A 20,101-nucleotide genomic window follows, 5' to 3' on the forward strand; every position below is an offset into this window, starting at 1 on the left:
ACAGGGTACGGGTGTTCCGGCGTGGTGCACGCCCCACCGGCCATCGCGGCGTCACATGCGCATGGGATGCTCCCCAGTGGGTTCACCGAGAGTCAGGGGGCACGGGCCTTGCACGTTGTGATCATGGGCTGCGGCCGGGTCGGTTCGACCCTGGCGCAGAGCCTGGAACATCGCGGCCACACGGTCGCGGTGATCGACGTGAATGCCGACGCGTTCCGGCGCCTCGGCGCCGACTTCCAGGGCCTCACCATCACCGGCATCGGGTTCGACCGGGAGATCCTCATCACCGCCGGCATCGAGCGCGCCGACGCGTTCGCGGCCGTGTCGAACGGCGACAACTCCAACATCATCGCCGCCCGGGTGGCCCGCGAGACGTTCGGCGTCGAACGCGTCGTCGCCCGCATCTACGACTCCAAGCGGGCCGAGGTCTACGAACGGCTCGGCATCCCCACCGTGGCCATCGTCCGCTGGACGGCCGACCGCATGCTCCGCCACATCGTCCGCGACGACCTGCTGGAGATCTGGCGCGACCCGACCAGCACGATCTCGATCGTCGAGGTGCCGCTCGACGCGGGCTGGATCGGCCGGCCGGTGCGCGCGCTCGAGGAGGCGGCCGGTGCGCGGGTGGCGTACGTGGTGCGCTTCGGCAAGAGCGTCCTGCCCACCCCGTCGATGGCCCTGCAAGACAGCGACCAGGTGTTCATGCTGGTCGACGACGAGATCGCGGTCACCGTCCGCACGATCACCGCGGCCCCGCCGGAGGAGAAGCACTCATGAGGGTCGCGATCGCCGGAGCCGGCAACGTGGGGCGCTCGATCGCCCAGGAACTGATCGAGAACGGCCACCAGGTCATGCTCATCGAGCGCGACCCGCACGCGCTGCGCCCCGAACGGGTCCCGCAGGCCGAGTGGATCCTCGCGGACGCCTGCGAGCTCACCAGCCTCCAGGAGGCCGACCTCAGCGGCTGTGACGTCGTGGTGGCCGCCACCGGCGACGACAAGGTCAACCTGGTGGTGTCGCTGCTCGCGAAGACCGAGTTCGCGGTCAACCGGGTGGTCGGCCGGGTCAACCGGGCCGAGAACGAGTGGCTGTTCACCGAGCAGTGGGGCGTCGACGTGTCGGTCAGCACGCCGCGCCTGCTCGCCGCGCTCGTCGAGGAGGCGGTCAGTGTCGGCGACCTGGTGCGCCTGATGACGTTCCGGCAGAGCGAGGCCAACCTGGTCGAGATCACGCTGCCGGAGACCGCGCCGTTCGTCGGCCGCCCGGTGAGCGACGTACCGCTGCCGCCCGACGCCGCGCTCGTGGCGATCCTGCGCGGCAAGCGGGTGCTGGTGCCGTCGCCGGACTCGCCGCTGGAGAGCGGCGACGAGCTGGTGCTGGTGTGCACCGCGGCGGTCGAGGAGGCGGTGCGGATCGTGATCCTGGGCGCCGACAGCGTCGAGAAGACGCGGAACGCTACGCCGCCCCGGACTCCTGGTGCCGGGTCACGCGCCGCACGGACCAAACCGTGATCGCGAGCAGGAGCGCGTAGGGCGGCCAGCCGAGCACGAGCCGGGCGATGCCCAGCGCCGACTCCTTGTCGGCCAGGTACAGGCCGTACTGGATGCCGACCTTGGCCATGTAGACCGCGGCCCAGAGCACGGTGAGCCAGCCGAACACGCGCAGCAGCACCGGATCCTCGCGCCAGCGGGTCTTCCCGCCGTCGAGCACCACCGACCAGATCCAGCCGACCAGCGGCCAGCGGAACACCGCTGACATCATCAGCGCCACCGCGTAGCCGGCGCTGATGATGATGCCGGGCAGGTAGAAGTCGCGGGCGTCACCGCTGCGCCACGCGATGAACGCGCCGACGAAGATGCCGAACAACCCGTTGACGGCGTGCCGCACCGACTGCCGGCGGAAGAGCCGGAACACCGCGATGAGCAGCCCCGACGCCACCGCCACGATGATCGCCGGACGCAGGTCGACCACGATGTTCGCGATGACGAACACGGTGACCGGGATGCTCGACTCGATCAGCCCCCGCCAGCCGCCGAGCTGGTCGGCGAGCTGTTCGGAGAACGACGGGAGCGGCTCCTCCCCGGACGTGTTCACTTCTTCGCCGGTGACCGGATCCTCCACCGATTGTTCCGCCGTGCGCTCGGGCCGCGTCATGTGATCGCTTCCAGCTCGTAGTACGGGTTGTAGATGACCTTACGGTTCTCGCGGACGGCGATCCGCCCCTTGGCTGTGACCGCGGCGCCCGGCTGGATGCCGGGAATGTGTCGACGGCCGAGCCAGACGAGCGTGACCAGGTCACTGCCGTCATAGAGCTCGGCCTCCAGGGTCGGCAGCGTCGTCCGCGGCGTGTACACGACGGTACGCAACCTCCCCGTGACCGTAGCCAGCTCACCCCGGCGGACGTCGCACATCGGCGTACAACCCACCTTGGCGGCGTCGCGTTGCAGCTCCTCCGCCTCGAGTTCCGCCTCGGACGCGAACATCCGCCGGAAGAACCGGCTCATCTTGCCCGGGCGCTCGTCCCGGGAGAGTTCGTCAGGTGCCATGGCGGTGTCGTCATCCCCTCGTGGCCGGCTGGGACGACCACTCCTTCCATCATCGCGGTTCACCGCGATACCGCCAGCACCAGTTCTCCGCGACTCAGCCGCGGCGGGGGCGAGGGGACGGGCGACGACGGGTGCCGGCCTGGCCACCGCGACCGGCCGGTGCGGGCTTGCGGGGCTCTCCCCCGGTAGCCTGCCCGGGTGCCGGTGCGTCACCGGCGTCCTCCGCCTGGGCCTGCTGGGCCTGGGCCTGGTCGGCCAGCTCACGCGGCAGCCGCAAGGGCAGCGGCTCGCGCACCGGCATCGCCGCCGACCCGCGGTCGACCACCAGGCCGTGCAGCACCGAGTCGAGCGGCCTCGCGGCCACCGGGTCGGTGGCCGCCGGCCCTTGGTAGACCGCGCGCACCATCCATCGCGGCCCGTCGACGCCGACGAACCGGATGTCGGTGAGCCCGTCCGGGGTGCGGACCCGGGCCCGCAGCTCCGGGCCGTACTCGCCGGTGCCGTCCTCGGCCGCCACGCCGTCGGTGAAGAGCTGCTTGCGGATGTCGTCGCGGACCTCGTCCCAGATGCCCTCGGAACGGGGCGCCGCGAACACGCCGAGTTGCAGGACGCTCTCCCCGCTGGCCAGCAGCACCTGCTGGATCTGGCCGTCCGGGTCGGCCTGCACCCGCAGCTCGACGCCGTCGGGCACGGGCACGTGCAGGCTGCCGAGGTCGAGCCCCTGGAACCCGTCGGGCGCGTCGTCCATGTCGTACGGGCCGTGCTCGTCGTCCGCCGTGTCGCCGTCTTCGACTTCGTCGAGGTCGTCGAACTCCGCGGCCTCGTCACGCTCGCGCCGCGGCGCCGCGTGGCGGCCACTGTCCCGCTTCCGCGAGAAGATCACCGTGTGCCTCCGAAAATTGGGGTCGTCACCCCGACGCGTGCCCGGACAGGCCCGAGTGTCCACCGGTCGACCCGTGACCACCAGCGCCTCGACTGGATTCCGTCAACCCGTCGACCGGGATGAACCGGGCCCGTTCCACCCGCTGAACGACCAGCTGGGCGATCCGGTCACCCCGGGAGATCTTCGCCACGTTAACGCGGTCGTGGTTGATGAGGTTGACCAGGATCTCCCCGCGGTACCCCGAGTCGACCGTGCCGGGCGCGTTGAGCACCGTGACGCCCAGCCGGGCCGCCAACCCGGACCGCGGGTGCACCAGACCCACGTACCCGTCGGGCAGCTCGACGGCCACCCCGGTCGGCACCAGAGCGCGTTCCCCCGGCGCCAGTTCGACCTCGCGCGCCGCGAGCAGGTCGGCACCGGCGTCGCCGGGGTGCGCGTAGGCGGGCACCGGCAGGTCCGGGTCGAGGCGGCGCAACGGCACCGGGACGATTTCGGACACGTGCGGGTTCCTTCCGGGCGGTGTTGGTTGGCCCCACTCTGCCACTGGTCCCGAGCGGCCTCGCACGTACCCTCTTCACCGTGTACCGCGAGCGGCTCAACGTCCCCCTGTGGTGGTGGCTGGCGGCGCCGGCCGCGGCCGGTCTGCTGGCCGCCGAGGTCTATCTCGGCGCGCCCGGCTACGCCACGGTGCTGCCGTACACGGTGCTCGTGCCGGCCGTCGTGTTCGGCCTGTGGTGGGCCGGGCGCGTCCGCATCGCGGTGACGCCCGACGAGCTCCAGGTCGACGACGCGCGCCTGCCGCTGCGATTCGTGGGTGCCGTCGCCCCGCTGAGCCCGCTGCAGACCCGCGATCTCCTCGGGCCGGTGGCCGAGCCCTACGCGTTCGTGATCCAGCGGCCCTGGGTGGGCACGGCGGTGCGCGTCGACCTCACCGACCCGGCCGACCCGACGCCCTACTGGGTGATCAGCACCCGGCACCCCGGCGAACTCGCCGCAGCTATCGACGCGTCCCGCGTGGGATCGGACGGCTAGCCGGCCAGCTCCTTCTGCTTGCCGAGGTCCTTGCGGATCTTGTTGCCGAGGCTCTGGGTGGCCCGGCGGTTCAGGAACCCGGCGACGGCGGCGCCGGTGAGCAGCGGACCGAGCGTGGTGAGATTGCGGCCCAGCCGCTTGAGCAGCTGGTCGCGCAGGTCCTTGCGGGCGGCCACGCCGAGGGCCGCCGCGATGCCCCGCCCCGGCGCCAACGGGTTGACGCCGCGCTGGTGCGCCCATGCCTGCACCAGTTCGACCGCCCGCTGGGTACCGGTGCCGGGCACCGGCCGCCGGTAGACCTCGTGCAGCTCGCCGATGAGCTTTATCTCGACCGCCACGACCGCCACCGTCTCGGCGGCCAGCAGCACCGGCGCCGAGAGCAGCGTGGGCGTGGCCACCCACTCCACCGCGGCGACGCCACCACCGGCGGCGCCGATCGCGGCGGTGACCCGGGACGCGTTGCGCACCAACCGCTCGGCCAACTGCTCGCCGTCGAGGCCGTCGTAGTGCGCGCGCAGCGTCTCCAGGTCGCGGATCGGCAGATGCGGGGCGACCTCGGCGATCGCCTCGGTCATCCACGTCGCCGCCTGCTTCGGCTTGAACAGGTCGCGGACGCCACGCTTGGCTGTCTGATCCCTGACAAGCCGGCCCAGCAGCTTTCGCCGCCGGGCCGGTTGGACATCTTCTTCAGCTAGTTCCTGGACGGTTTCGGTCAGTTCCGGATCCGGGTCTGCCATGTCGTGCTGCCTCCCGTAAGTCGGTATCTGCCATACCCGATACCGGTCAGGCGCACTCGCGGCAGATGTAGTCCCCGTTGCGCTCCGCCGCCAACTGGCTGCGGTGGTGCACCAGGAAACACCTGGAACAGCGGAACTCGTCGGCCTGCATGGGCAGGACCCGCACGGTCAGCTCTTCATCGGCCAGATCCGCACCTGGAAGCTCAAAACTTTCGGCGACCTCTGTCTCGTCCACGTCGACGATCGCAGACTGAGCGTCGACCCGCCGGGACTTCAACTCCTCGAGGCTGTCCTCGCCGAGGTCGACCTCGTCGCGCCGAGGGGCGTCGTAGTCGGTGGCCATCGGTTGTCACGCTCCTATGTTTCTCGCGCCGGGCTGTCGCTCCCGGTGTAACACCGCAACCCGTCGATTTCGTACCCGCGCACCGTGATTCGCCGGTGGCGCGCGGCACCTTACCCTGCCAAGCGTGGAATTTGTACGCCTGGACGCGGGAACTTGTTCCCGATGTGACCCAGTCGACACCCGCCCGAGTGACAACGGACGACCTGCCGCACCGGTTGCGGGTGTCGCTCCGTTGGCTGTTGACCTGGTCGTGACCGGTCGGAGGCTACCCTCAACGGCGGTGGGCAACGACGCGGTCCTGCACGGGGAGCGGTTGGCATGAGCTTTGCGCGCCTTCGGGCACTGATCATCGTTGGCGTGCTCGTCGTGGTCGCCACGATCTTCGTCGTGGTCGCCATCGTCCGCGACAAACAGGACGACGCGGTGGTGGCCGCCGACTGCCAGGCCGGCGACGTTCCGGCCAACCTGAAGATGCCCGACGACAACAAGGACATCAAGCTCAACGTCTTCAACGCCACCACATCGCCCGGGCTCGCCGGCCAGGTGGCCAACGACTTCCGCAGCCGCCAGTTCACCGTGCTCAAGGAGGAGACCGCGCCGCCGCCCGCGTTGCAGGCCGTGGCCGAGATCCGGTACGGGCCCAAGACCGTCGGCTCCGCGTGGGTGGTGAGCGCGTTCCTGCTCAACGATGCCACCAAGAAGTTCGACATCAGCCGCACCGACGACACGATCGACGTCGTCATCGGCACGAAGTACCTGGAACTGGCCACGTTCACCGAGCAGCGGCAGTCGCTCGGCCAGGCCGGGGTGCCGGTGCTGCCGCCAGGCACCTGCGACGCGAAGGCCTAGCTGTTGGCGCTCGCCTCCGCTCGCGCGGGCCCGGGGCCTTCTCGGCGCCGCCTTCCCTCGTCGCTCCGGTCGCTGCGCTCCCTGCGCTCCTCAGTCCAGGCGACGCCGGCCCCGGGCCTAGGGCCCACCGGCGGCATCGAGTTCGGCGAGTTCGGCGTGGAGGAGATCGTGGATCGTCGGCGGGGCCGCCAGCACGAACCCCGGGCCGGGCGGCGCACCGTTCAGACCGGTGACGAGCGCGCCCGCCTCCGTGGCCACCAGCCCGCCGGCCGCGCTGTCCCAGGGGTTGAGCCCCTTCTCGAAGTAGGCGTCGAGCGAGCCCTCCGCGGTGAGGCACAGGTCGATCGACGCCGCGCCGAACCGGCGGATGTCGCGCACCCGGGGCAGCAGGGCGGCCACCACCGTCGCCTGGTGCGCCCGGCGGGCCGGGTCGTACCCGAAGCCGGTGCCGACGAGGGCCTGCCCCAGGTCGGTCACCGTGGAGCAGGCGAGGCGACGGCCGGCGCGCCAGGCGCCGCCGCCGAGCGTGGCCGTCCACTCGTCGCCGGTGGCCGGGTTGCGGACGACGCCGGCCACCACCTGGCCGCCCACCTCCGCGCCCAGCGAAACCGCGTACTGGGGCAGGCCGTACAGGTAGTTCACGGTTCCGTCGATGGGATCGAGGATCCACCGGACGGCGGACGGAGCAACCATTTCGCCGGTCTGTCCCGTCTCTTCTCCGAGGACCGCATCGTCGGGACGGGTCTCATGAAGAAACTCGATGACATGGCGTTCGACCGCCCGGTCGGCCGCCGTGACCACGTCGGTCGGCGTCGACTTGGTGCTGACCTCGCCGATGCCCTGCGCGCGCAGGGTTCGGGCAAGTTCGGCCGCGGAGCGCACAATGGACACCGCGACCGCGAGCAACTCGTTTGGATCCGCCACGGATACCCATCCTCCCAGGACGGCCAGTTCACGGTTCATCCGGAGGCTCATCGGGGCGCGCGGCTGCCGTGGTCGGAGGATCCGGGACGACGGCGTTACAATTCACCCCTGCCCGTGCTTCAACGCCCGGGACGACAGACCACCACCCGGCCCCCGAGTTCGGTCCTCCCCTGCCCGGGTCAGCCGCTCTCTGCAAGCCGATTCTCAGCAAACCCGCTCGATGCGAGGCCCGGCCCACCGCCAAGCCCGCGAGATGAAAGACACGGGAAGGTCGCTTCGTGACAGCTGCCCGCCAGACTGGCGCCGACATTCGATCGCTCGCCGACGCGCTGATCGCCCGCGCGGCCGCCAACGGTGGTCAGGTGACCTCCGCGGAACTGGCCGCGTCCGTCGAGTCCGCCGACGTGAACGCCGCGCAGGCGAAGAAGCTGCTCCGCAGCCTCGCCGACGCGGGGGTCACGGTGGTGGTCGACGAGTCCGGTAACGGGCGTCGCCGGGTTGCCGCGGCACGGGCCACCACGCCCGCGTCCAAGGCCGCCACGGCGCGCGCTGAGGCCCGTCCCGCCGGTGTTGCCGCACCCGACGCGGAGCCGGCAGCAGCCGGCGGCGCCGCGAAGACGGCGCCCAAGCCGCCGGCCAAGCGCGCGAAGCCCGCGCCGCCCACCAAGGCCGCCGCGCCGGCAGCGCCGGCCAAGGCCGGCGCCGCCAAGGCCGCTCCGGCCAAGGCGCCGGGCGACCCGAACGCCCCGCCCGGTGAGGGTGGCGACGAGCCGGGCGCCGCCGACCTCGAGGCCGAGGCGCTCGCCGCCGAGATCGAAGACGTCCCGGTCGAGGAGGAGACGCCGGAGCTGGTGCAGGCCGCCGCCACCGATGCTCAGGCCGCCGACGACTTCGCCTGGGACGACGACGAGTCCGAGGCGCTGAAGCAGGCCCGCAAGGACGCGGAGATGACCGCGTCGGCCGACTCGGTACGGGCCTACCTGAAGCAGATCGGCAAGGTTCCGCTGCTCAACGCCGAGCAGGAGGTGGAGCTCGCCAAGCGCATCGAGGCCGGGCTGTACGCCGCCGAGCGGGTGCGGGCCGCCGAGGAGTCCGACGAGCCGCTCCAGATCCCCATGCGGCGCGACCTGGAGTGGATCGGCCGCGACGGTGAGCGGGCCAAGAACCACCTGCTCGAGGCGAACCTGCGGCTCGTGGTGTCGCTGGCCAAGCGCTACACCGGCCGCGGCATGGCGTTCCTCGACCTCATCCAGGAAGGCAACCTCGGCCTCATCCGGGCCGTCGAGAAGTTCGACTACACCAAGGGCTACAAGTTCTCCACCTACGCCACCTGGTGGATCCGCCAGGCCATCACCCGCGCCATGGCCGACCAGGCCCGCACCATCCGCATCCCGGTGCACATGGTGGAAGTGATCAACAAGCTCGGTCGTATACAGCGTGAGCTTCTTCAGGACCTCGGGCGCGAGCCCACTCCTGAAGAATTGGCCAAAGAGATGGACATCACGCCCGAAAAGGTACTGGAGATCCAGCAGTACGCACGGGAGCCCATTTCACTCGATCAGACCATCGGTGACGAGGGCGACAGCCAGCTCGGCGACTTCATCGAAGACTCCGAGGCGGTCGTCGCGGTCGACGCGGTGTCGTTCTCGCTGCTGCAGGACCAGCTTCAGCAGGTCCTCCAGACGCTCTCCGAGCGCGAGGCGGGCGTGGTGCGGCTGCGTTTCGGCCTCACCGACGGCCAGCCCCGCACGCTCGACGAGATCGGCCAGGTGTACGGGGTCACCCGCGAGCGCATCCGGCAGATCGAGAGCAAGACGATGTCAAAACTGCGTCACCCGTCGCGCTCTCAGGTCCTCCGGGACTACCTTGACTGACCGTGGTGTCATGATTGCGTTCAGCCCTCGCGGAATGTGATCCGCATCCCGTGGGTATGGCGGGAACGATGCCACGTCACCGGTTGTTGTGGATGACGTGGTAGCAAGGACAACGACAACGTCGGTGACGAGTAGGAGGTAGGCGATGACCCCGACCCTCACGCCGCCGCCGGAAACGGTGGCACCTTTCGCCGCCGATGAACGGTGCGACCGATGCAGCGCAGCGGCAAAGTTGCGAGTGCGGCTTGCTGAAGGTGGCGAGCTGATCTTCTGCGGGCATCACGCCAACAAGTACGCGGAACAACTGGTGAAGATCGCGGTAGAGGTCGCGGTCGCGTCCGACTTCACGTGGCGCGGTCACGAGCTCAAGCCCAACTGATAGCGACTGAACGGTGAAGGGCCCTGGCGCTGGCGCGCCGGGGCCCTTCGTCTTGGCCTGCTACTTCATCGTTTGGGCGGTCGCTATGCGTTCCTCGAGCTGCTCGATGGTGGCCTGAGCGCTGGGCGGGCCGCCGCACAGGCGGCGCAGTTCGGCGTGGATCTTGCCGTGGGGTAGCCCGGTGCGGTGGTGATGGGCGTTCACGAGTGCGTTCAGCTGTTGGCGTAACGCGAGCCGCCGCTCGCCGGCCGTCCGCGGGCCGGCGCTCGCCGGAGCCGCGTTGGTGGGTTGCGCCGGCGCGGCCGCCTTCCGGCGCTTCTGGGCCGCCAGCTGGTCGGCCTGGCGCTTGGTGAGCAGCGCCGACACCTGGTCGGGGGTCAGGAGCCCGGGCAGGCCCAGGTACTCCTCCTCCTCGGGGGTGCCGGACTGGGCCGGCACGCCGAACGTGCCGCCGTCGAAGATCACCTGATCGAGTTCGGCGGCCGACGACAGCGCCTCGAACTTCTTCTCCAGCTCGCCGCTGGCCTTCTCGTCGCGCTGCGCCCGCTCCAGCAGGTCGTCGTCGAGGCCGTCGCCCTCCTTCGGCGCGCCGAGCACGTGGTTGCGCTGGGCCTCCATCTCGCTCGCCAGCCCCAGCAGTTGCGGCACCGACGGCAGGAACACGGAGGCCGTCTCGCCGGGGAGGCGGGCCCGCACGAAGCGCCCGATCGCCTGTGCGAAGAACAGCGGCGTCGACGCGTTCGTGGCGTAGACCCCGACGGCCAGCCGCGGAATGTCGACGCCCTCGGACACCATCCGCACCGCGACCATCCAGCGCTCGTCCCCCTTCGCAAAAGACGCAATTCGCGCGGACGCCCCGACGTCGTCGGAGAGCACCACGACCGCCTTCTCGCCGCTGATCCGTTCGAGCAGCAGGGCGTAGGCACGGGCCGAGTTCTGGTCGCTGGCGATCACCAGGCCACCCGCGTCGGGCATGCCACCGGCCCGCTTGACCTGCAGCCGGGCGTCGGCGGCCCGCAGCACCTGGGGCATCCAGTCGCCCTTGGGGTCGAGCGCGGTGCGCCAGGCGTGCGCGGTGACGTCGGAGGTCATCGGCTCGCCGAGCCGCACCGCGAGCTCGTCGCCGGCCGAGGTCCGCCAGCGGGTCTCGCCGGAGTAGGCAAGGAAGATCACGGGACGCACCACGCCCTCGCGCAACGCGTCGGCGTACCCGTAGACGCTGTCGGACCTCGACCGTTGCAGCCCGTCGCCGCCCCGCTCGTAGCGCACGAACGGGATGGGGTTCTCGTCGGTACGGAACGGGGTTCCGGTGAGCGCCAGCCGTCGCACGGCGGGCTCGAACGCGGCGTAGATGCCGTCGCCCCACGAACGGGAGTCGCCGGCGTGGTGGATCTCGTCGAGGATCACCAGCGTCTTACGGGTCATCGTGCGGCGCCGGTGCACCTGCGGCGCCATGCCGACCTGCGCGTACGTGACGACGGCGCCGTGGAAGTCGGCGGCGGAGTGCACGTCGGCGTTGCGGAACGTCGGGTCGAGGTGGATGCCCACCCGGCTGGCCGCCGACGCCCACTGCGCCTTCAGGTGCTCGGTGGGCGCCACCACCGTGACCGCCTCGACCGTGCCGTCGGCCAGCAGTTCGGCGGCGATCCGCAGGGCGAACGTGGTCTTGCCCGCGCCCGGTGTCGCGACCGCCAGGAAGTCCTCGCTGCGCCGGCGCAGGTACTCCACGAGCGCCTTTCGCTGCCAGGCACGCAGGTCAGGGCTGTCCTGTGGATTCGGGCGCGGTGGCATGGGCCCCCTTCGGTGACGGCGCGCAAAAGCATCCTTCTGTCGCCGAGTTCGCTCGGCGGCAGAACGACTCGGTGCCGCCGAGCTCGCTCGGCGGCACCGAGTCGCAGACAGAAGCGCCCTCGCGGCTGTTGTGGCCCGCGAAGGCGTCCCGAAGGAGTTTACCGGTGCGGCACCCGCATCAACGGGCGCCGCACGGGGTGTCAGCCGTCCTGGACCACGTTGTCGTAGAGGTCCTTGCACACCGGGCACACGGGGAACCGCTTCGGGTCACGCGTGGGGACCCAGAGCTTGCCGCACAGGGCGCGAACCGGGGTGCCCTCGATCATCGCCTGCATGATCTTGTCTTTGGGCGCGTAGTGGGAGAACCGTTCGTGGTCGCCCGCGTCGTAACGGTAATCGGTGCGTTCTTCGGTGGTTTCCTCGGTGAGGATGTCACCACCGGTTTCCGGGTTCGTCACCCGTCCAGTCTGCCAGCCCGGGCTCACTGCGAGCAGGACGGGCCGAGCACCGACAGCGGACGCCCGGTGCCGGGGTCCAGGTTGATCTCCTTGTCGGCGTACGAGGTGGAGATCGTGACCGCGTCGCGACTGGCGAACTTCACCACCGTCGGCCCGCACGGGTAGCCGATCTCGCCCGCGTACTTCCGGCCGAGGCCGGTGCCCGCCCACACGTGCAGCCGCTGGAGATTGGTGTCGGGGTCGTACATCACGATCGTCCGCTGGCCGTCGGCCGACGTGGCGACGATGCGGTAGTCGGGAATGAACTGGTTCCCGAACAGCCCGTACGCGATCAGGCTGAACACCACCAGCAGCCCGAGCGTGATCCGCACCCGGCCCCGCCACTTCTGGGCCGCCTCGTCGGTCACCGGGGTGACCAACCAGCTCGCGACGAACGCGAACGCGAACACCAGCACGGCGCCGAGCAACGGGTTGCGCCCGTACCGCCACAGCACCACGAGGTCGGCCGGATTCCACGTGCCCAGCACGAACAACACCAGCAGCAGCACCGCCAGCACCAGGCACACCCAGCCGATGATCCGGCGAACGAGGACCCCCATGGCCGGGCATCTTTCCACGCCTCCCGGAGCCGGTCGAAAGGATATGTTCCGTACGTGATCAGCTTGGGTTCCCGGGTCGAGGCCGCGTTGGCGGCGGGGCGCCCGGTGGTGGCGCTGGAGAGCACGATCATCTCGCACGGCCTTCCCCGGCCCGACAACCTGCGGGTCGCGCGCGAGATCGAGGAGACCGTCGAGGTCGCCGGTGCCGTGCCGGCCACCATCGGCATGATCGGCGGGCGGCTCGTCGTGGGGCTCACCGACGCCGAGATCGAGCACCTCGCCACCGCCGACGGTGTCGTCAAGTTGTCGGTCCGCGACCTCGCACCCGCGTCCATGAGGAAGGCCGACGGCGCGACCACCGTGGCCGCGACCGCGATGCTGGCCGCGCGCGCGGGCATCGCGGTCTTCGCCACCGGCGGACTCGGCGGCGTCCACCGCGACGCGCCCTACGACGAGTCGGCCGACCTCTTCGCGTTGGCCAGCGCGCCGATCGCGGTGGTCTGTGCCGGGGTGAAGTCGATCCTCGACGTCGGCGCGACGCTGGAGCGGCTGGAGACGCTCGGCATCGCCGTGCTCGGCTACCGGACCGACCGCTTCCCCGGCTTCTACCTCCGCGACTCCGGCTTCGGGCTGGACTGGTCGGCGGAGACCCCGGCGGAGGTCGCCGCGGTGCTCCGGGCCCGCGTGTCGGACGCGGCGGTGCTGGTCGCGAACCCCCTGCCGCTCGACGAGCAGATCGACCCGGCACTGCACGACCGGGTGCTCGCCGAGGGCATGGCCGGGCTCGCCCGCGGCCGCATCACCGGCAAGGACGTGACGCCCTACCTGTTGGCCCACTTCCACGCCGCGACCGGCGGCGCCAGCCTGGCCGCGAACATCCGGATCATCCTGCGAAACGCCGAGTTGGGTGCCAGGATCGCGGCCGCGCTGGCATGAGGGTCGTGGTTGTCGGTGACGTGGTCACCGACGTCGTGGCCGTCCATGCCGGCGAGCTGGCGGTCGGCTCCGACACCGACGCGCGCATCACCGTCACCGGCGGCGGTTCGGCCGCGAACACCGCCGCCTGGCTGGCGAACCTGGGCGTCGACGTCACGCTGGTCGGCGTCGTGGGTGACGACGACGCCGGTGCGGCCCGGCTGGCCGAGCTCCGGACGGCGGGCGTGCGGTGCGCGGTGCGGGTCGTCCCCGGTGCCACGACCGGGTCGATCGTGGTCCTCTCCGGCGGCGGCGACCGCACGATGCTCGCCGACCGTGGCGCCAACGCCCTGCTCCGGGCCGACGACGTCGGGCCGGTGGTCACCGGGGCCGCGCTGGTGCACGTGTCGGGGTACACGCTGTTCGATCCGGCCACCCGGCCGGCCGGCATCGCCGCGCTGGGCGCGGCCGCCGCGGCCGGCGCGACGGCGTCCGTCGACGCGGCGTCCGCCGCACCGTTACGCGCCGTCGGTGGTTCGGCTTTTCTCGAGTGGACGCGCGCAGCGCACGTCCTGTTCGCCAACGTCGACGAGGCGCGGGCGCTCCTGGGCGTCCCGCCGCCGGCACCCGACCCGGGCGCCCGGCACCTGGCCGCGACGTTCGGTGGCGAGGTGGTGCTGAAGCACGGCGCCGCCGGCGCGGTGTGGTCAGACGGCGCCGACGTGATCGCCGTACCGGCGGCGCCCGCCGAGGCGGTCGACCCGACCGGCGCCGGCGACGCCTTCGCCGCCGGCTACCTCGCCGCCCGCCTCGCCGGCGCGCGCCCCGCCGAAGCCCTGCAAGCCGGCGCAAAGCACGGCGCCCGGGCGGTCTCCCGGGTCGGCGCCCGCCCCTGACCCGCCGCCCGCCCTCGCCCCACGCCCACCCCGCCCGGCGATCTTGCAGTTGTGTCCGCTCGGAAACGGGGCGAACCCGGTCGAAAGGGCGAGCACAACTGCAAGATCGCCGGGCTAGTCGGCGTCGATGACCTTGGGTGCCTCGCGCGCGGGGAGGGTGCGTTGCGCGGGTGGGGCGGGTGCTTGGCGGCGGAAGCGGTTCGCCAGCTTGTACTCGGGGCGCGGGCCGCGGTCGTTGGCCAGGATCACCGCCAACCAGGGCAGGACCACCGCACCCACCAGGCACAGGGAGACCCACAGCGCCAGCAACGGCACGTGCTGCATCGCCAGCACTGCGGCGAGCACCAGGCACCCGGCGCGCACCAGCATCATCACGATGTAGCGCGTCTGGCGCCGGCGGAGTTCCTCGGCCGGGTTCTGCGCCGCATCGGTGATTATCAATGCGGATCGGCGGCGTCGCACCCGTCGAGTCTTACACCGCCAAAGGTCGCCCGCCCAACCGACCTCGGTAACGCGTCGATTGGACGGGCGGACGGGTCAGATCCGGCGGTGCTGCTGGGCGACGAGCACGTCGCGGATCTCGGTGAGCAGGCGGACGTCCTCGGCCGGAGCCTCGGGCTCGGGCTCCTCGCCGCGCGCCCGCCGCTCGGCGAGCTTGTTCATCGGAAGCACGATCAGGAAGTAGAGAGCGGCCGCGGTCAGCGCGAACGTGATGACCGCGTTGAGGAAGCCGGCCCAGTCGAAGATCACCTCGCGCACCTTGAAGGTGCCCGAGAGCTCCTTGCCGCCGGAGATCAACTTGATCAACGGCTCCAGAAACGACTTGGTGAACGCGGTGACCAGCCCGTTGAAGGCGGCACCGATGACGACGCCGACGGCAAGTTCCACGACGTTGCCGCGCGAGATGAAGTCCTTGAATCCCTTGAGCACGCAGGAAGCTTAGGGCCACTCCGAACGGCCCGCGACTCAGGGCAACCATGATCTTCCGGTCGTATCAACCCACCGGTCACCCGGGCGCCGTATCGTGCGCGATCGATGCACTCACACCGTCTCCCCAAGGGGTTTCCGATGCGCAGACGACTAGCCAGCGCCCTCGCGATCAGCGTGCTCACGACGGTGGCCGCCGTCGTACCCACCACCGTCGCGGAGGCCGGACACCACGACCGGGCCATCGCGATCGGCCACCGCGGCGCCAGCGGCTACCGGCCGGAGCACACGCTGGCCTCGTACCGCCTCGCGATCGCGCAGGGCGCCGACTACGTGGAGCCCGACCTCGTCGCCACGAAGGACGGCGCCCTCGTGGCCCGCCACGAGAACGAGATCTCCGGCACCACGAACGTGGCGCAGCAGCCGGAGTTCGCCGACCGGCGCACCACGAAGACCATCGACGGGGTCCCGGTGACCGGGTGGTTCACCGAGGATTTCACGCTGGCCGAACTCAAGCGGCTGCGCGCGATCGAGCGGCTGCCCGCCGTGCGCCCGGGCAACACGGCCTACGACGGGCTGTTCGAGGTGCCGACGTTCCAGGAGGTCATCGACCTGGTGACGAGCGAGAGCCGCCGGCGCGGCCGGCAGATCGGCATCTATCCGGAGACGAAGCACCCGACGTACTTCCAGTCGATCGGGCTGTCGCTCGAGGAGCCGCTGGTCCGCACGCTCAGGAAGAACCATCTCGACGACCGGAACGACGCGGTCTACATCCAGTCGTTCGAGACCGCCAATTTGCGCAAACTGGATAAATTGACCCACAACAAGCTCGTGCAACTGGTGCAGGTCGCCGGTAGGCCGTACGACTTCGTCGTCGCCGGTGACCCGCGCACGTACCTCGATCTGGTGAAACCCGACGGGCTGCGGTGGATCGACCGCTACGCCGACGGGATCGGCGCCGAGAAGGCGCTGATCATCCCCCGCGACGCCAACGGCTTCCTGCTGGCGCCGACCACCCTCGTGCGTGACGCCCACCGCGCCGGCCTGATCGTGCACGCGTGGACGTTCCGCGCCGAGAACCAGTTCCTGCCGGCCGACTTCCGGATCGGCACCGACCCGAACGCCCATGGTGACCTCGCGTCGGAGTTCCGCGTCTTTCTCCGCACCGGCCTGGACGGCGTCTTCTCCGACTTCCCCGATCTCGCCGTAGCGGCGGTACGCCGCTGATCAGCCCTTGGCCTTCTGCTCCTTCTTGAACGCCCGGACCTTCTCCAGGGCCGCCTGGCTCGTCACGTCGGCCACGGAGCGGAAGGAGCCCTCCTCGGCGTACGCGCCCGCCGCCGCTTCCCAGCCCGGCGGGCGCACGCCGACCTGCTTGCCCAGCAGCGCCACGAAGATCTGCGCCTTCTGCTTGCCGAAGCCGGGCAGGGCGGTGAGCCGCTTCAGCAGCTCGGCGCCCGACGCAGCCGTCTCCCACAGCGTGGCGGCCGAGCCGTCGTACTGCTCGACCAGGATCCGGCACACGGCCTGGGTCCGCTCGGCCATGGCCTTCGGGTAGCGGTGCACCACCGGCGTGGTCGCCATCGCCGCGGCCAGGGTCTCGGGATCGAGCGCGGCCAGCGCCGTGGCGTCGAGCGAGGTCACCCCGATGCGCTGGGCGAGCACGTACGGGCCGGCGAACGCGCGCTCCATCGGGAACTGCTGGTCGTAGAGCATGCCGAGCAGCAGCGCCAACGGATCGGTCGACAGCAGCCGGTCTGCCTCCGGCACCTGGGATATCTGCAGCGTGGCCATGTCGTAGAGCCTGCCAGACCACCGGGCCGGTTGGCACCGCCGCCATGCCGACGAGGCAGGATGGCACCCGTGACCCGACCGCTCATGGACCCCGCCGGCATCGAGGAGCTCCGCGCCGCGCTCGTCGCCGCCGACTACACCGGCACCGGCATTGCCAACCGGCTCGGCGCCGCCGCCGTGCAGGCCATCCAGCGCGGCGACTACCGTCCGGCGTTGCGCGCCACCGCCGACCGCGATCCGCTGGCCACGCTGATCCGCCTGTTCATCTGCGGGCAGAGCGAGAGCGAGTCGGTGGTCAAGGCCGCGGTGCCGGTCCAGGCTTCACTCTTTGAAAGGGACGGGGACCGCGTGCGCGCGGCCGTCGAGTTGGAGCCGTACGGCGACTGGTGGGTGATCTCCGACCTGTCGGCGGCGCTCCGGCCGGGGGTGCCGCTGGCCTCCGACCACGTGCTCGGGGTGGGTGGCGCGTCCTCGACGCTCGCCCAGGCCACGATCAGGGAGCCGGTCGACAGCGCCCTCGATCTGGGCACGGGCTGCGGTGTCCAGGCGCTGAACCTGTCCGGGCACGCTCACAGCGTCACCGCAACGGATGTATCGGACCGCGCGTTGCGGTTCGCCGCGACCACCGCGGCGCTCAATGATCTCGAATGGGATCTCCGGCTCGGCGATCTCGCCGGGCCGGTGCGGGGCGAGCGGTTCGACCTGGTGGTGAGCAACCCGCCGTTCGTGGTCGGGCCCGGCTCCTTCGAGGGCGGAGCGACCCACACCTACCGCGACTCCGGGCGGCCGGGCGACGAGGTGTGCGCCGAGCTGGTCCGGCTGGCGCCCGGCCTGCTGGCCGACGGCGGCACCATGCAGTTCCTCGCGAACTGGGCGCACGTCGCCGGCGAGGACTGGGAGGACCGGGTGAACGGCTGGCTCACCGGCACCGGCCTCGACGCGTGGGTGATCCAGCGCGAGGTCTCCGACCCGGTGGCGTACGTGAACCTGTGGTTGTCGGATGCGGGAACAGCCGACTCGTCCCGGCGGATCGAGTGGCTCGACTGGTTCGACGCGCACAAGATCGAGGGCGTCGGGCTGGGGCTGATCACGCTGCGGGCCGGCGGCCACGACGACCCGACCGTGCGGCTGGAGGATCTGCGCCAGCAGGTGGAGCAGCCGTTCGGCGAGCATGTGGCGGCGTGGTTCGCGCGTCAGGACTGGTTGCGGGCGCATCCGTTCGAGTCGCTGCTCGGCGCGCGGCTCCGGGCGGCCGAGGGGCTGACGCTGCGCCAGGACGCGGTTCGCGACGGCGACGGCTGGCAGGTCGTCCGGCAGCGGCTGGCGCTCACCACGGGGCTGCACTGGGTCGACGACATCGACCCGGTGACGCTCGCGCTCGTCGGCGGCTGTGACGGGACGCTGACCCTGGGCGATCAGGTCGAGCTACTGGCGTTGGCGAACGACGTCGATTCCGCCGTTCTCGCGGAGGCGGCGGGGCCGTTGGTGGCCCATTTGGTCGAGCGCGGCTACCTGGAGCCGGCTCGGTGAGAGCGGTTATACAGACGGTGAGCAAGGCGTCGGTCACGGTCGATGACGCGGTTGTCGGCGAAATTGCCGACGGCCTACTCGTGCTTGTCGGGGTCACGCACGACGATTCGCCGGAAAAGGCCCGGACGATGGCCCGCAAAATCCATGAACTGCGCATCCTGGACGACGAGAAGTCGGCGGCTGAAACCGGGGCGCCACTCCTGGTAATCAGCCAGTTCACGCTGTACGGCGACGTCCGCAAGGGCCGGCGGCCGAGCTGGATCGCGGCGGCCCGCCCGGAGCAGGCGGAGCCATTGATTAACGACTTAGTGGTTGCGCTCCGTGAGCGCGGAGCACACGTGGAGACGGGCCGTTTCCGCATGCACATGTTGGTCGAATCGGTCAATGTCGGACCGCGGACGATCGTGTTGGACATCTGACTACCAGATTCGTGCCACCTAGCCTTTCGGCTCACTCCCCCTTCACCTCTCGGCGGGCAAGCTGTCCTCACCAACGACGAGACAGATCCCGCAGACGGGGGAGGCGAGCAAGATGGCACAGCCGACCAGCAACCAGGACTTCGATGCTTCGGCTGAGGGCGCGGTTGCCGACGAGGTTTCAGACATGGACTACGACGCCGGCGAGCGTGGGGTGTCCGCCGATCTGGTCCGCGCGTACCTGAACGGTATCGGCCGCACCAAGCTCCTCACCGCCGCGCAGGAGGTCGAGCTGGCCAGCGCCATCGAGGCCGGGCTCTTCGCCGACGAGTGCCTCACCCGCGGCACCTACGGCAACATCGAGATCGACGACGCCGACCTGCGGGCCGACCTGCAGACGATCGTCCGCGAGGGCAAGGCCGCCAAGGCCCACCTGCTGGAGGCGAACCTCCGGCTCGTGGTGTCGATCGCCAAGCGCTACACCGGCCGCGGCATGGCGTTCCTCGACCTCATCCAGGAAGGCAACCTCGGCCTCATCCGGGCCGTCGAGAAGTTCGACTACACCAAGGGCTACAAGTTCTCCACCTACGCCACCTGGTGGATCCGCCAGGCCATCACCCGCGCCATGGCCGACCAGGCCCGCACCATCCGCATCCCGGTGCACATGGTCGAGCAGGTCAACAAGATGGTCCGGGCCCGTCGCGACCTGAGCACCGCGCTCGGCCGCGACCCGTCGATCGCCGAACTGGCCACCGCCCTCGGCATGCAGGACTACCAGGTCCTCGAACTGATCTCCTACGACCGCGAGCCGGTCAGCCTCGACCAGGCCGTCGGCGCCGACGGCGAGAGCGCCCTCGGTGACTTCGTCGCCCGCATCGACCCGCGCGAGGAGCCGGCTGACAGCGTCACCAGCGGCATGCTCCGCTCCGAGGTCGAGATCGTCCTGTCGACCCTGTCCCAGCGCGAGCAGGCCGTCATCCGCCTCCGCTTCGGCCTCGACGACGGCCGCCAGCGCACCCTCGACGAGGTCGGCCGCGAGTTCGGCCTGAGCCGCGAGCGCATCCGCCAGATCGAGAAGGTCACCCTGCTGAAGCTCCGCCACCCGTCCCGCGCCAAGCGCCTGGAGGCCTACGCCAGCTGACCCAACTCCTAGCGAGTTCTTGGACTCTCAGACACGCCATGGCGGCGTGTACGGGAGTCCAAGATCG

Annotated in this window: 25 protein-coding genes; 12 read left to right on the top strand and 13 right to left on the bottom strand. The window is 70.7% G+C overall.

Annotated features, from left to right (window positions below):
• The first annotated feature begins 108 nt into the window (after window positions 1-108).
• Both Vau01_RS01770 and Vau01_RS01775 read left to right on the top strand, forming a co-directional pair.
• The gene (locus Vau01_RS01770) at window positions 109-777 is read left to right on the top strand and encodes a potassium channel family protein (RefSeq protein WP_203986267.1); all 669 of its coding nucleotides are present in this window, start codon (window positions 109-111) and stop codon (window positions 775-777) included.
• On the top strand, window positions 774-1,511 hold the full coding sequence (locus Vau01_RS01775; RefSeq protein WP_203986269.1) for a potassium channel family protein: 738 nt from the start codon (window positions 774-776) through the stop codon (window positions 1,509-1,511). Before Vau01_RS01770 ends, Vau01_RS01775 begins: the two co-directional genes overlap by 4 nt.
• Here Vau01_RS01775 and Vau01_RS01780 read toward each other — a convergent pair.
• The 4 genes from Vau01_RS01780 to dut all read right to left on the bottom strand — a co-directional run bounded on the left by Vau01_RS01780 (window position 1,456) and on the right by dut (window position 3,928).
• On the bottom strand, window positions 1,456-2,154 hold the full coding sequence (locus Vau01_RS01780) for a DUF3159 domain-containing protein (RefSeq protein ID WP_203986271.1): 699 nt from the start codon (window positions 2,152-2,154) through the stop codon (window positions 1,456-1,458). The genes Vau01_RS01775 and Vau01_RS01780 overlap by 56 nt on opposite strands.
• Window positions 2,151-2,546 carry an OB-fold nucleic acid binding domain-containing protein gene (locus Vau01_RS01785; protein WP_203986273.1) on the bottom strand — a complete coding sequence of 132 codons (396 nt, stop codon included), beginning with the start codon at window positions 2,544-2,546 and terminating at the stop codon, window positions 2,151-2,153. Before Vau01_RS01785 ends, Vau01_RS01780 begins: the two co-directional genes overlap by 4 nt.
• 94 nt (window positions 2,547-2,640) lie before the next feature.
• Entirely contained in the window at window positions 2,641-3,429 is a 789-nt protein-coding gene (locus tag Vau01_RS01790) for a DUF3710 domain-containing protein (RefSeq protein WP_239151221.1), read from the bottom strand.
• A 25-nt stretch (window positions 3,430-3,454) separates the two neighbouring features.
• Window positions 3,455-3,928 (bottom strand): dUTP diphosphatase, encoded by a 474-nt coding sequence (dut, locus tag Vau01_RS01795; protein ID WP_203986275.1) that lies wholly within the window; start codon window positions 3,926-3,928, stop codon window positions 3,455-3,457.
• 80 nt (window positions 3,929-4,008) lie between these two features.
• Between dut and Vau01_RS01800 the strand changes: the two genes are divergently transcribed.
• Window positions 4,009-4,461 carry a DUF3093 domain-containing protein gene (locus Vau01_RS01800; RefSeq protein ID WP_239151222.1) on the top strand — a complete coding sequence of 151 codons (453 nt, stop codon included), beginning with the start codon at window positions 4,009-4,011 and terminating at the stop codon, window positions 4,459-4,461.
• On the opposite strand, the gene Vau01_RS01805 is transcribed toward Vau01_RS01800, so the two are convergent.
• Entirely contained in the window at window positions 4,458-5,198 is a 741-nt protein-coding gene (locus Vau01_RS01805; protein WP_203986277.1) for a hypothetical protein, read from the bottom strand. The two genes, Vau01_RS01800 and Vau01_RS01805, sit on opposite strands and share 4 nt — an antisense overlap.
• Before the next feature lie 46 nt (window positions 5,199-5,244).
• Window positions 5,245-5,541: a DUF4193 domain-containing protein gene (locus Vau01_RS01810; protein ID WP_203986280.1), complete on the bottom strand. Its 297-nt coding sequence runs from the start codon at window positions 5,539-5,541 to the stop codon at window positions 5,245-5,247.
• Window positions 5,542-5,859: 318 nt separating this feature from the next.
• Here Vau01_RS01810 and Vau01_RS01815 point away from each other — a divergent pair, with 318 nt between their 5' ends.
• Window positions 5,860-6,390 carry a LytR C-terminal domain-containing protein gene (locus Vau01_RS01815; RefSeq protein ID WP_203986282.1) on the top strand — a complete coding sequence of 177 codons (531 nt, stop codon included), beginning with the start codon at window positions 5,860-5,862 and terminating at the stop codon, window positions 6,388-6,390.
• A 117-nt stretch (window positions 6,391-6,507) separates the two neighbouring features.
• On the opposite strand, the gene Vau01_RS01820 is transcribed toward Vau01_RS01815, so the two are convergent.
• Window positions 6,508-7,353, bottom strand: a complete 846-nt coding sequence (locus Vau01_RS01820; RefSeq protein WP_203986285.1) for an inositol monophosphatase family protein — start codon at window positions 7,351-7,353, stop codon at window positions 6,508-6,510.
• Between the two features lie 239 nt (window positions 7,354-7,592).
• On the opposite strand from Vau01_RS01820, the gene Vau01_RS01825 reads away from it, so the two are divergent.
• Together Vau01_RS01825 and Vau01_RS01830 are read left to right on the top strand one after the other, a co-directional pair.
• Window positions 7,593-9,188, top strand: coding sequence for an RNA polymerase sigma factor (locus tag Vau01_RS01825; protein WP_203986287.1), 1,596 nt, complete (start codon window positions 7,593-7,595; stop codon window positions 9,186-9,188).
• Window positions 9,189-9,333: 145 nt separating this feature from the next.
• Window positions 9,334-9,567, top strand: coding sequence for a DUF7455 domain-containing protein (locus Vau01_RS01830; protein WP_203986289.1), 234 nt, complete (start codon window positions 9,334-9,336; stop codon window positions 9,565-9,567).
• Between the two features lie 60 nt (window positions 9,568-9,627).
• On the opposite strand, the gene Vau01_RS01835 is transcribed toward Vau01_RS01830, so the two are convergent.
• The 3 genes from Vau01_RS01835 to Vau01_RS63135 all read right to left on the bottom strand — a co-directional run bounded on the left by Vau01_RS01835 (window position 9,628) and on the right by Vau01_RS63135 (window position 12,415).
• Window positions 9,628-11,358, bottom strand: a complete 1,731-nt coding sequence (locus Vau01_RS01835) for a DEAD/DEAH box helicase (RefSeq protein WP_203986291.1) — start codon at window positions 11,356-11,358, stop codon at window positions 9,628-9,630.
• Window positions 11,359-11,558: 200 nt separating this feature from the next.
• Window positions 11,559-11,816, bottom strand: coding sequence for a DUF3039 domain-containing protein (locus Vau01_RS63130; RefSeq protein ID WP_239151223.1), 258 nt, complete (start codon window positions 11,814-11,816; stop codon window positions 11,559-11,561).
• A gap of 23 nt (window positions 11,817-11,839) precedes the next feature.
• The gene (locus Vau01_RS63135) at window positions 11,840-12,415 is read right to left on the bottom strand and encodes a hypothetical protein (protein WP_239151224.1); all 576 of its coding nucleotides are present in this window, start codon (window positions 12,413-12,415) and stop codon (window positions 11,840-11,842) included.
• 54 nt (window positions 12,416-12,469) lie between these two features.
• Here Vau01_RS63135 and Vau01_RS01845 point away from each other — a divergent pair, with 54 nt between their 5' ends.
• A complete protein-coding gene (locus tag Vau01_RS01845; protein ID WP_203986294.1) occupies window positions 12,470-13,351 on the top strand; it encodes a pseudouridine-5'-phosphate glycosidase in 882 nt (293 codons plus the stop codon).
• Window positions 13,348-14,226, top strand: a complete 879-nt coding sequence (locus tag Vau01_RS01850; RefSeq protein WP_203986297.1) for a carbohydrate kinase family protein — start codon at window positions 13,348-13,350, stop codon at window positions 14,224-14,226. The genes Vau01_RS01845 and Vau01_RS01850 overlap by 4 nt, the downstream gene beginning before the upstream one ends.
• 114 nt (window positions 14,227-14,340) lie before the next feature.
• Here the strand turns inward: Vau01_RS01850 and Vau01_RS01855 are convergent, their stop codons facing one another.
• Together Vau01_RS01855 and mscL are read right to left on the bottom strand one after the other, a co-directional pair.
• A complete protein-coding gene (locus Vau01_RS01855) occupies window positions 14,341-14,688 on the bottom strand; it encodes a DUF3099 domain-containing protein (RefSeq protein ID WP_203986299.1) in 348 nt (115 codons plus the stop codon).
• 75 nt (window positions 14,689-14,763) lie between these two features.
• Window positions 14,764-15,156, bottom strand: a complete 393-nt coding sequence (gene mscL / locus Vau01_RS01860; protein WP_203986301.1) for a large conductance mechanosensitive channel protein MscL — start codon at window positions 15,154-15,156, stop codon at window positions 14,764-14,766.
• 138 nt (window positions 15,157-15,294) lie between these two features.
• Here mscL and Vau01_RS01865 point away from each other — a divergent pair, with 138 nt between their 5' ends.
• Window positions 15,295-16,380, top strand: a complete 1,086-nt coding sequence (locus Vau01_RS01865) for a glycerophosphodiester phosphodiesterase (protein WP_203986303.1) — start codon at window positions 15,295-15,297, stop codon at window positions 16,378-16,380.
• On the opposite strand, the gene Vau01_RS01870 is transcribed toward Vau01_RS01865, so the two are convergent.
• On the bottom strand, window positions 16,381-16,947 hold the full coding sequence (locus Vau01_RS01870) for an HhH-GPD-type base excision DNA repair protein (protein WP_203986305.1): 567 nt from the start codon (window positions 16,945-16,947) through the stop codon (window positions 16,381-16,383). It abuts the gene before it with no gap.
• Window positions 16,948-17,031: 84 nt separating this feature from the next.
• Between Vau01_RS01870 and Vau01_RS01875 the strand changes: the two genes are divergently transcribed.
• From Vau01_RS01875 to sigB, 3 genes are all read left to right on the top strand, one after another.
• Window positions 17,032-18,477 (top strand): DUF7782 domain-containing protein, encoded by a 1,446-nt coding sequence (locus Vau01_RS01875; RefSeq protein ID WP_203986616.1) that lies wholly within the window; start codon window positions 17,032-17,034, stop codon window positions 18,475-18,477.
• On the top strand, window positions 18,474-18,896 hold the full coding sequence (dtd, locus tag Vau01_RS01880) for a D-aminoacyl-tRNA deacylase (RefSeq protein ID WP_203986307.1): 423 nt from the start codon (window positions 18,474-18,476) through the stop codon (window positions 18,894-18,896). The genes Vau01_RS01875 and dtd overlap by 4 nt, the downstream gene beginning before the upstream one ends.
• A 112-nt stretch (window positions 18,897-19,008) precedes the next feature.
• The gene (gene sigB / locus Vau01_RS01885) at window positions 19,009-20,034 is read left to right on the top strand and encodes an RNA polymerase sigma factor SigB (RefSeq protein ID WP_203986309.1); all 1,026 of its coding nucleotides are present in this window, start codon (window positions 19,009-19,011) and stop codon (window positions 20,032-20,034) included.
• Window positions 20,035-20,101 lie beyond the last annotated feature (67 nt).

Source organism: Virgisporangium aurantiacum, from assembly GCF_016863635.1.
Taxonomy (GTDB): domain Bacteria; phylum Actinomycetota; class Actinomycetes; order Mycobacteriales; family Micromonosporaceae; genus Virgisporangium; species Virgisporangium aurantiacum.

Coding starts and splice junctions, on each gene's coding strand:
- Vau01_RS01775 (WP_203986269.1), top strand. CDS start 774: ATGAGGGTCGCGATCGCCGGAGCCGGCAACGTGGGGCGCTCGATCGCC.
- Vau01_RS01780 (WP_203986271.1), bottom strand. CDS start 2,154: ATGACGCGGCCCGAGCGCACGGCGGAACAATCGGTGGAGGATCCGGTC.
- Vau01_RS01785 (WP_203986273.1), bottom strand. CDS start 2,546: ATGGCACCTGACGAACTCTCCCGGGACGAGCGCCCGGGCAAGATGAGC.
- Vau01_RS01805 (WP_203986277.1), bottom strand. CDS start 5,198: ATGGCAGACCCGGATCCGGAACTGACCGAAACCGTCCAGGAACTAGCT.
- Vau01_RS01810 (WP_203986280.1), bottom strand. CDS start 5,541: ATGGCCACCGACTACGACGCCCCTCGGCGCGACGAGGTCGACCTCGGC.
- Vau01_RS01815 (WP_203986282.1), top strand. CDS start 5,860: ATGAGCTTTGCGCGCCTTCGGGCACTGATCATCGTTGGCGTGCTCGTC.
- Vau01_RS01820 (WP_203986285.1), bottom strand. CDS start 7,353: ATGAACCGTGAACTGGCCGTCCTGGGAGGATGGGTATCCGTGGCGGAT.
- Vau01_RS01830 (WP_203986289.1), top strand. CDS start 9,334: ATGACCCCGACCCTCACGCCGCCGCCGGAAACGGTGGCACCTTTCGCC.
- Vau01_RS01835 (WP_203986291.1), bottom strand. CDS start 11,358: ATGCCACCGCGCCCGAATCCACAGGACAGCCCTGACCTGCGTGCCTGG.
- Vau01_RS63135 (WP_239151224.1), bottom strand. CDS start 12,415: ATGGGGGTCCTCGTTCGCCGGATCATCGGCTGGGTGTGCCTGGTGCTG.
- Vau01_RS01850 (WP_203986297.1), top strand. CDS start 13,348: ATGAGGGTCGTGGTTGTCGGTGACGTGGTCACCGACGTCGTGGCCGTC.
- Vau01_RS01865 (WP_203986303.1), top strand. CDS start 15,295: ATGCGCAGACGACTAGCCAGCGCCCTCGCGATCAGCGTGCTCACGACG.
- Vau01_RS01870 (WP_203986305.1), bottom strand. CDS start 16,947: ATGGCCACGCTGCAGATATCCCAGGTGCCGGAGGCAGACCGGCTGCTG.
- Vau01_RS01875 (WP_203986616.1), top strand. CDS start 17,032: ATGGACCCCGCCGGCATCGAGGAGCTCCGCGCCGCGCTCGTCGCCGCC.
- sigB (WP_203986309.1), top strand. CDS start 19,009: ATGGCACAGCCGACCAGCAACCAGGACTTCGATGCTTCGGCTGAGGGC.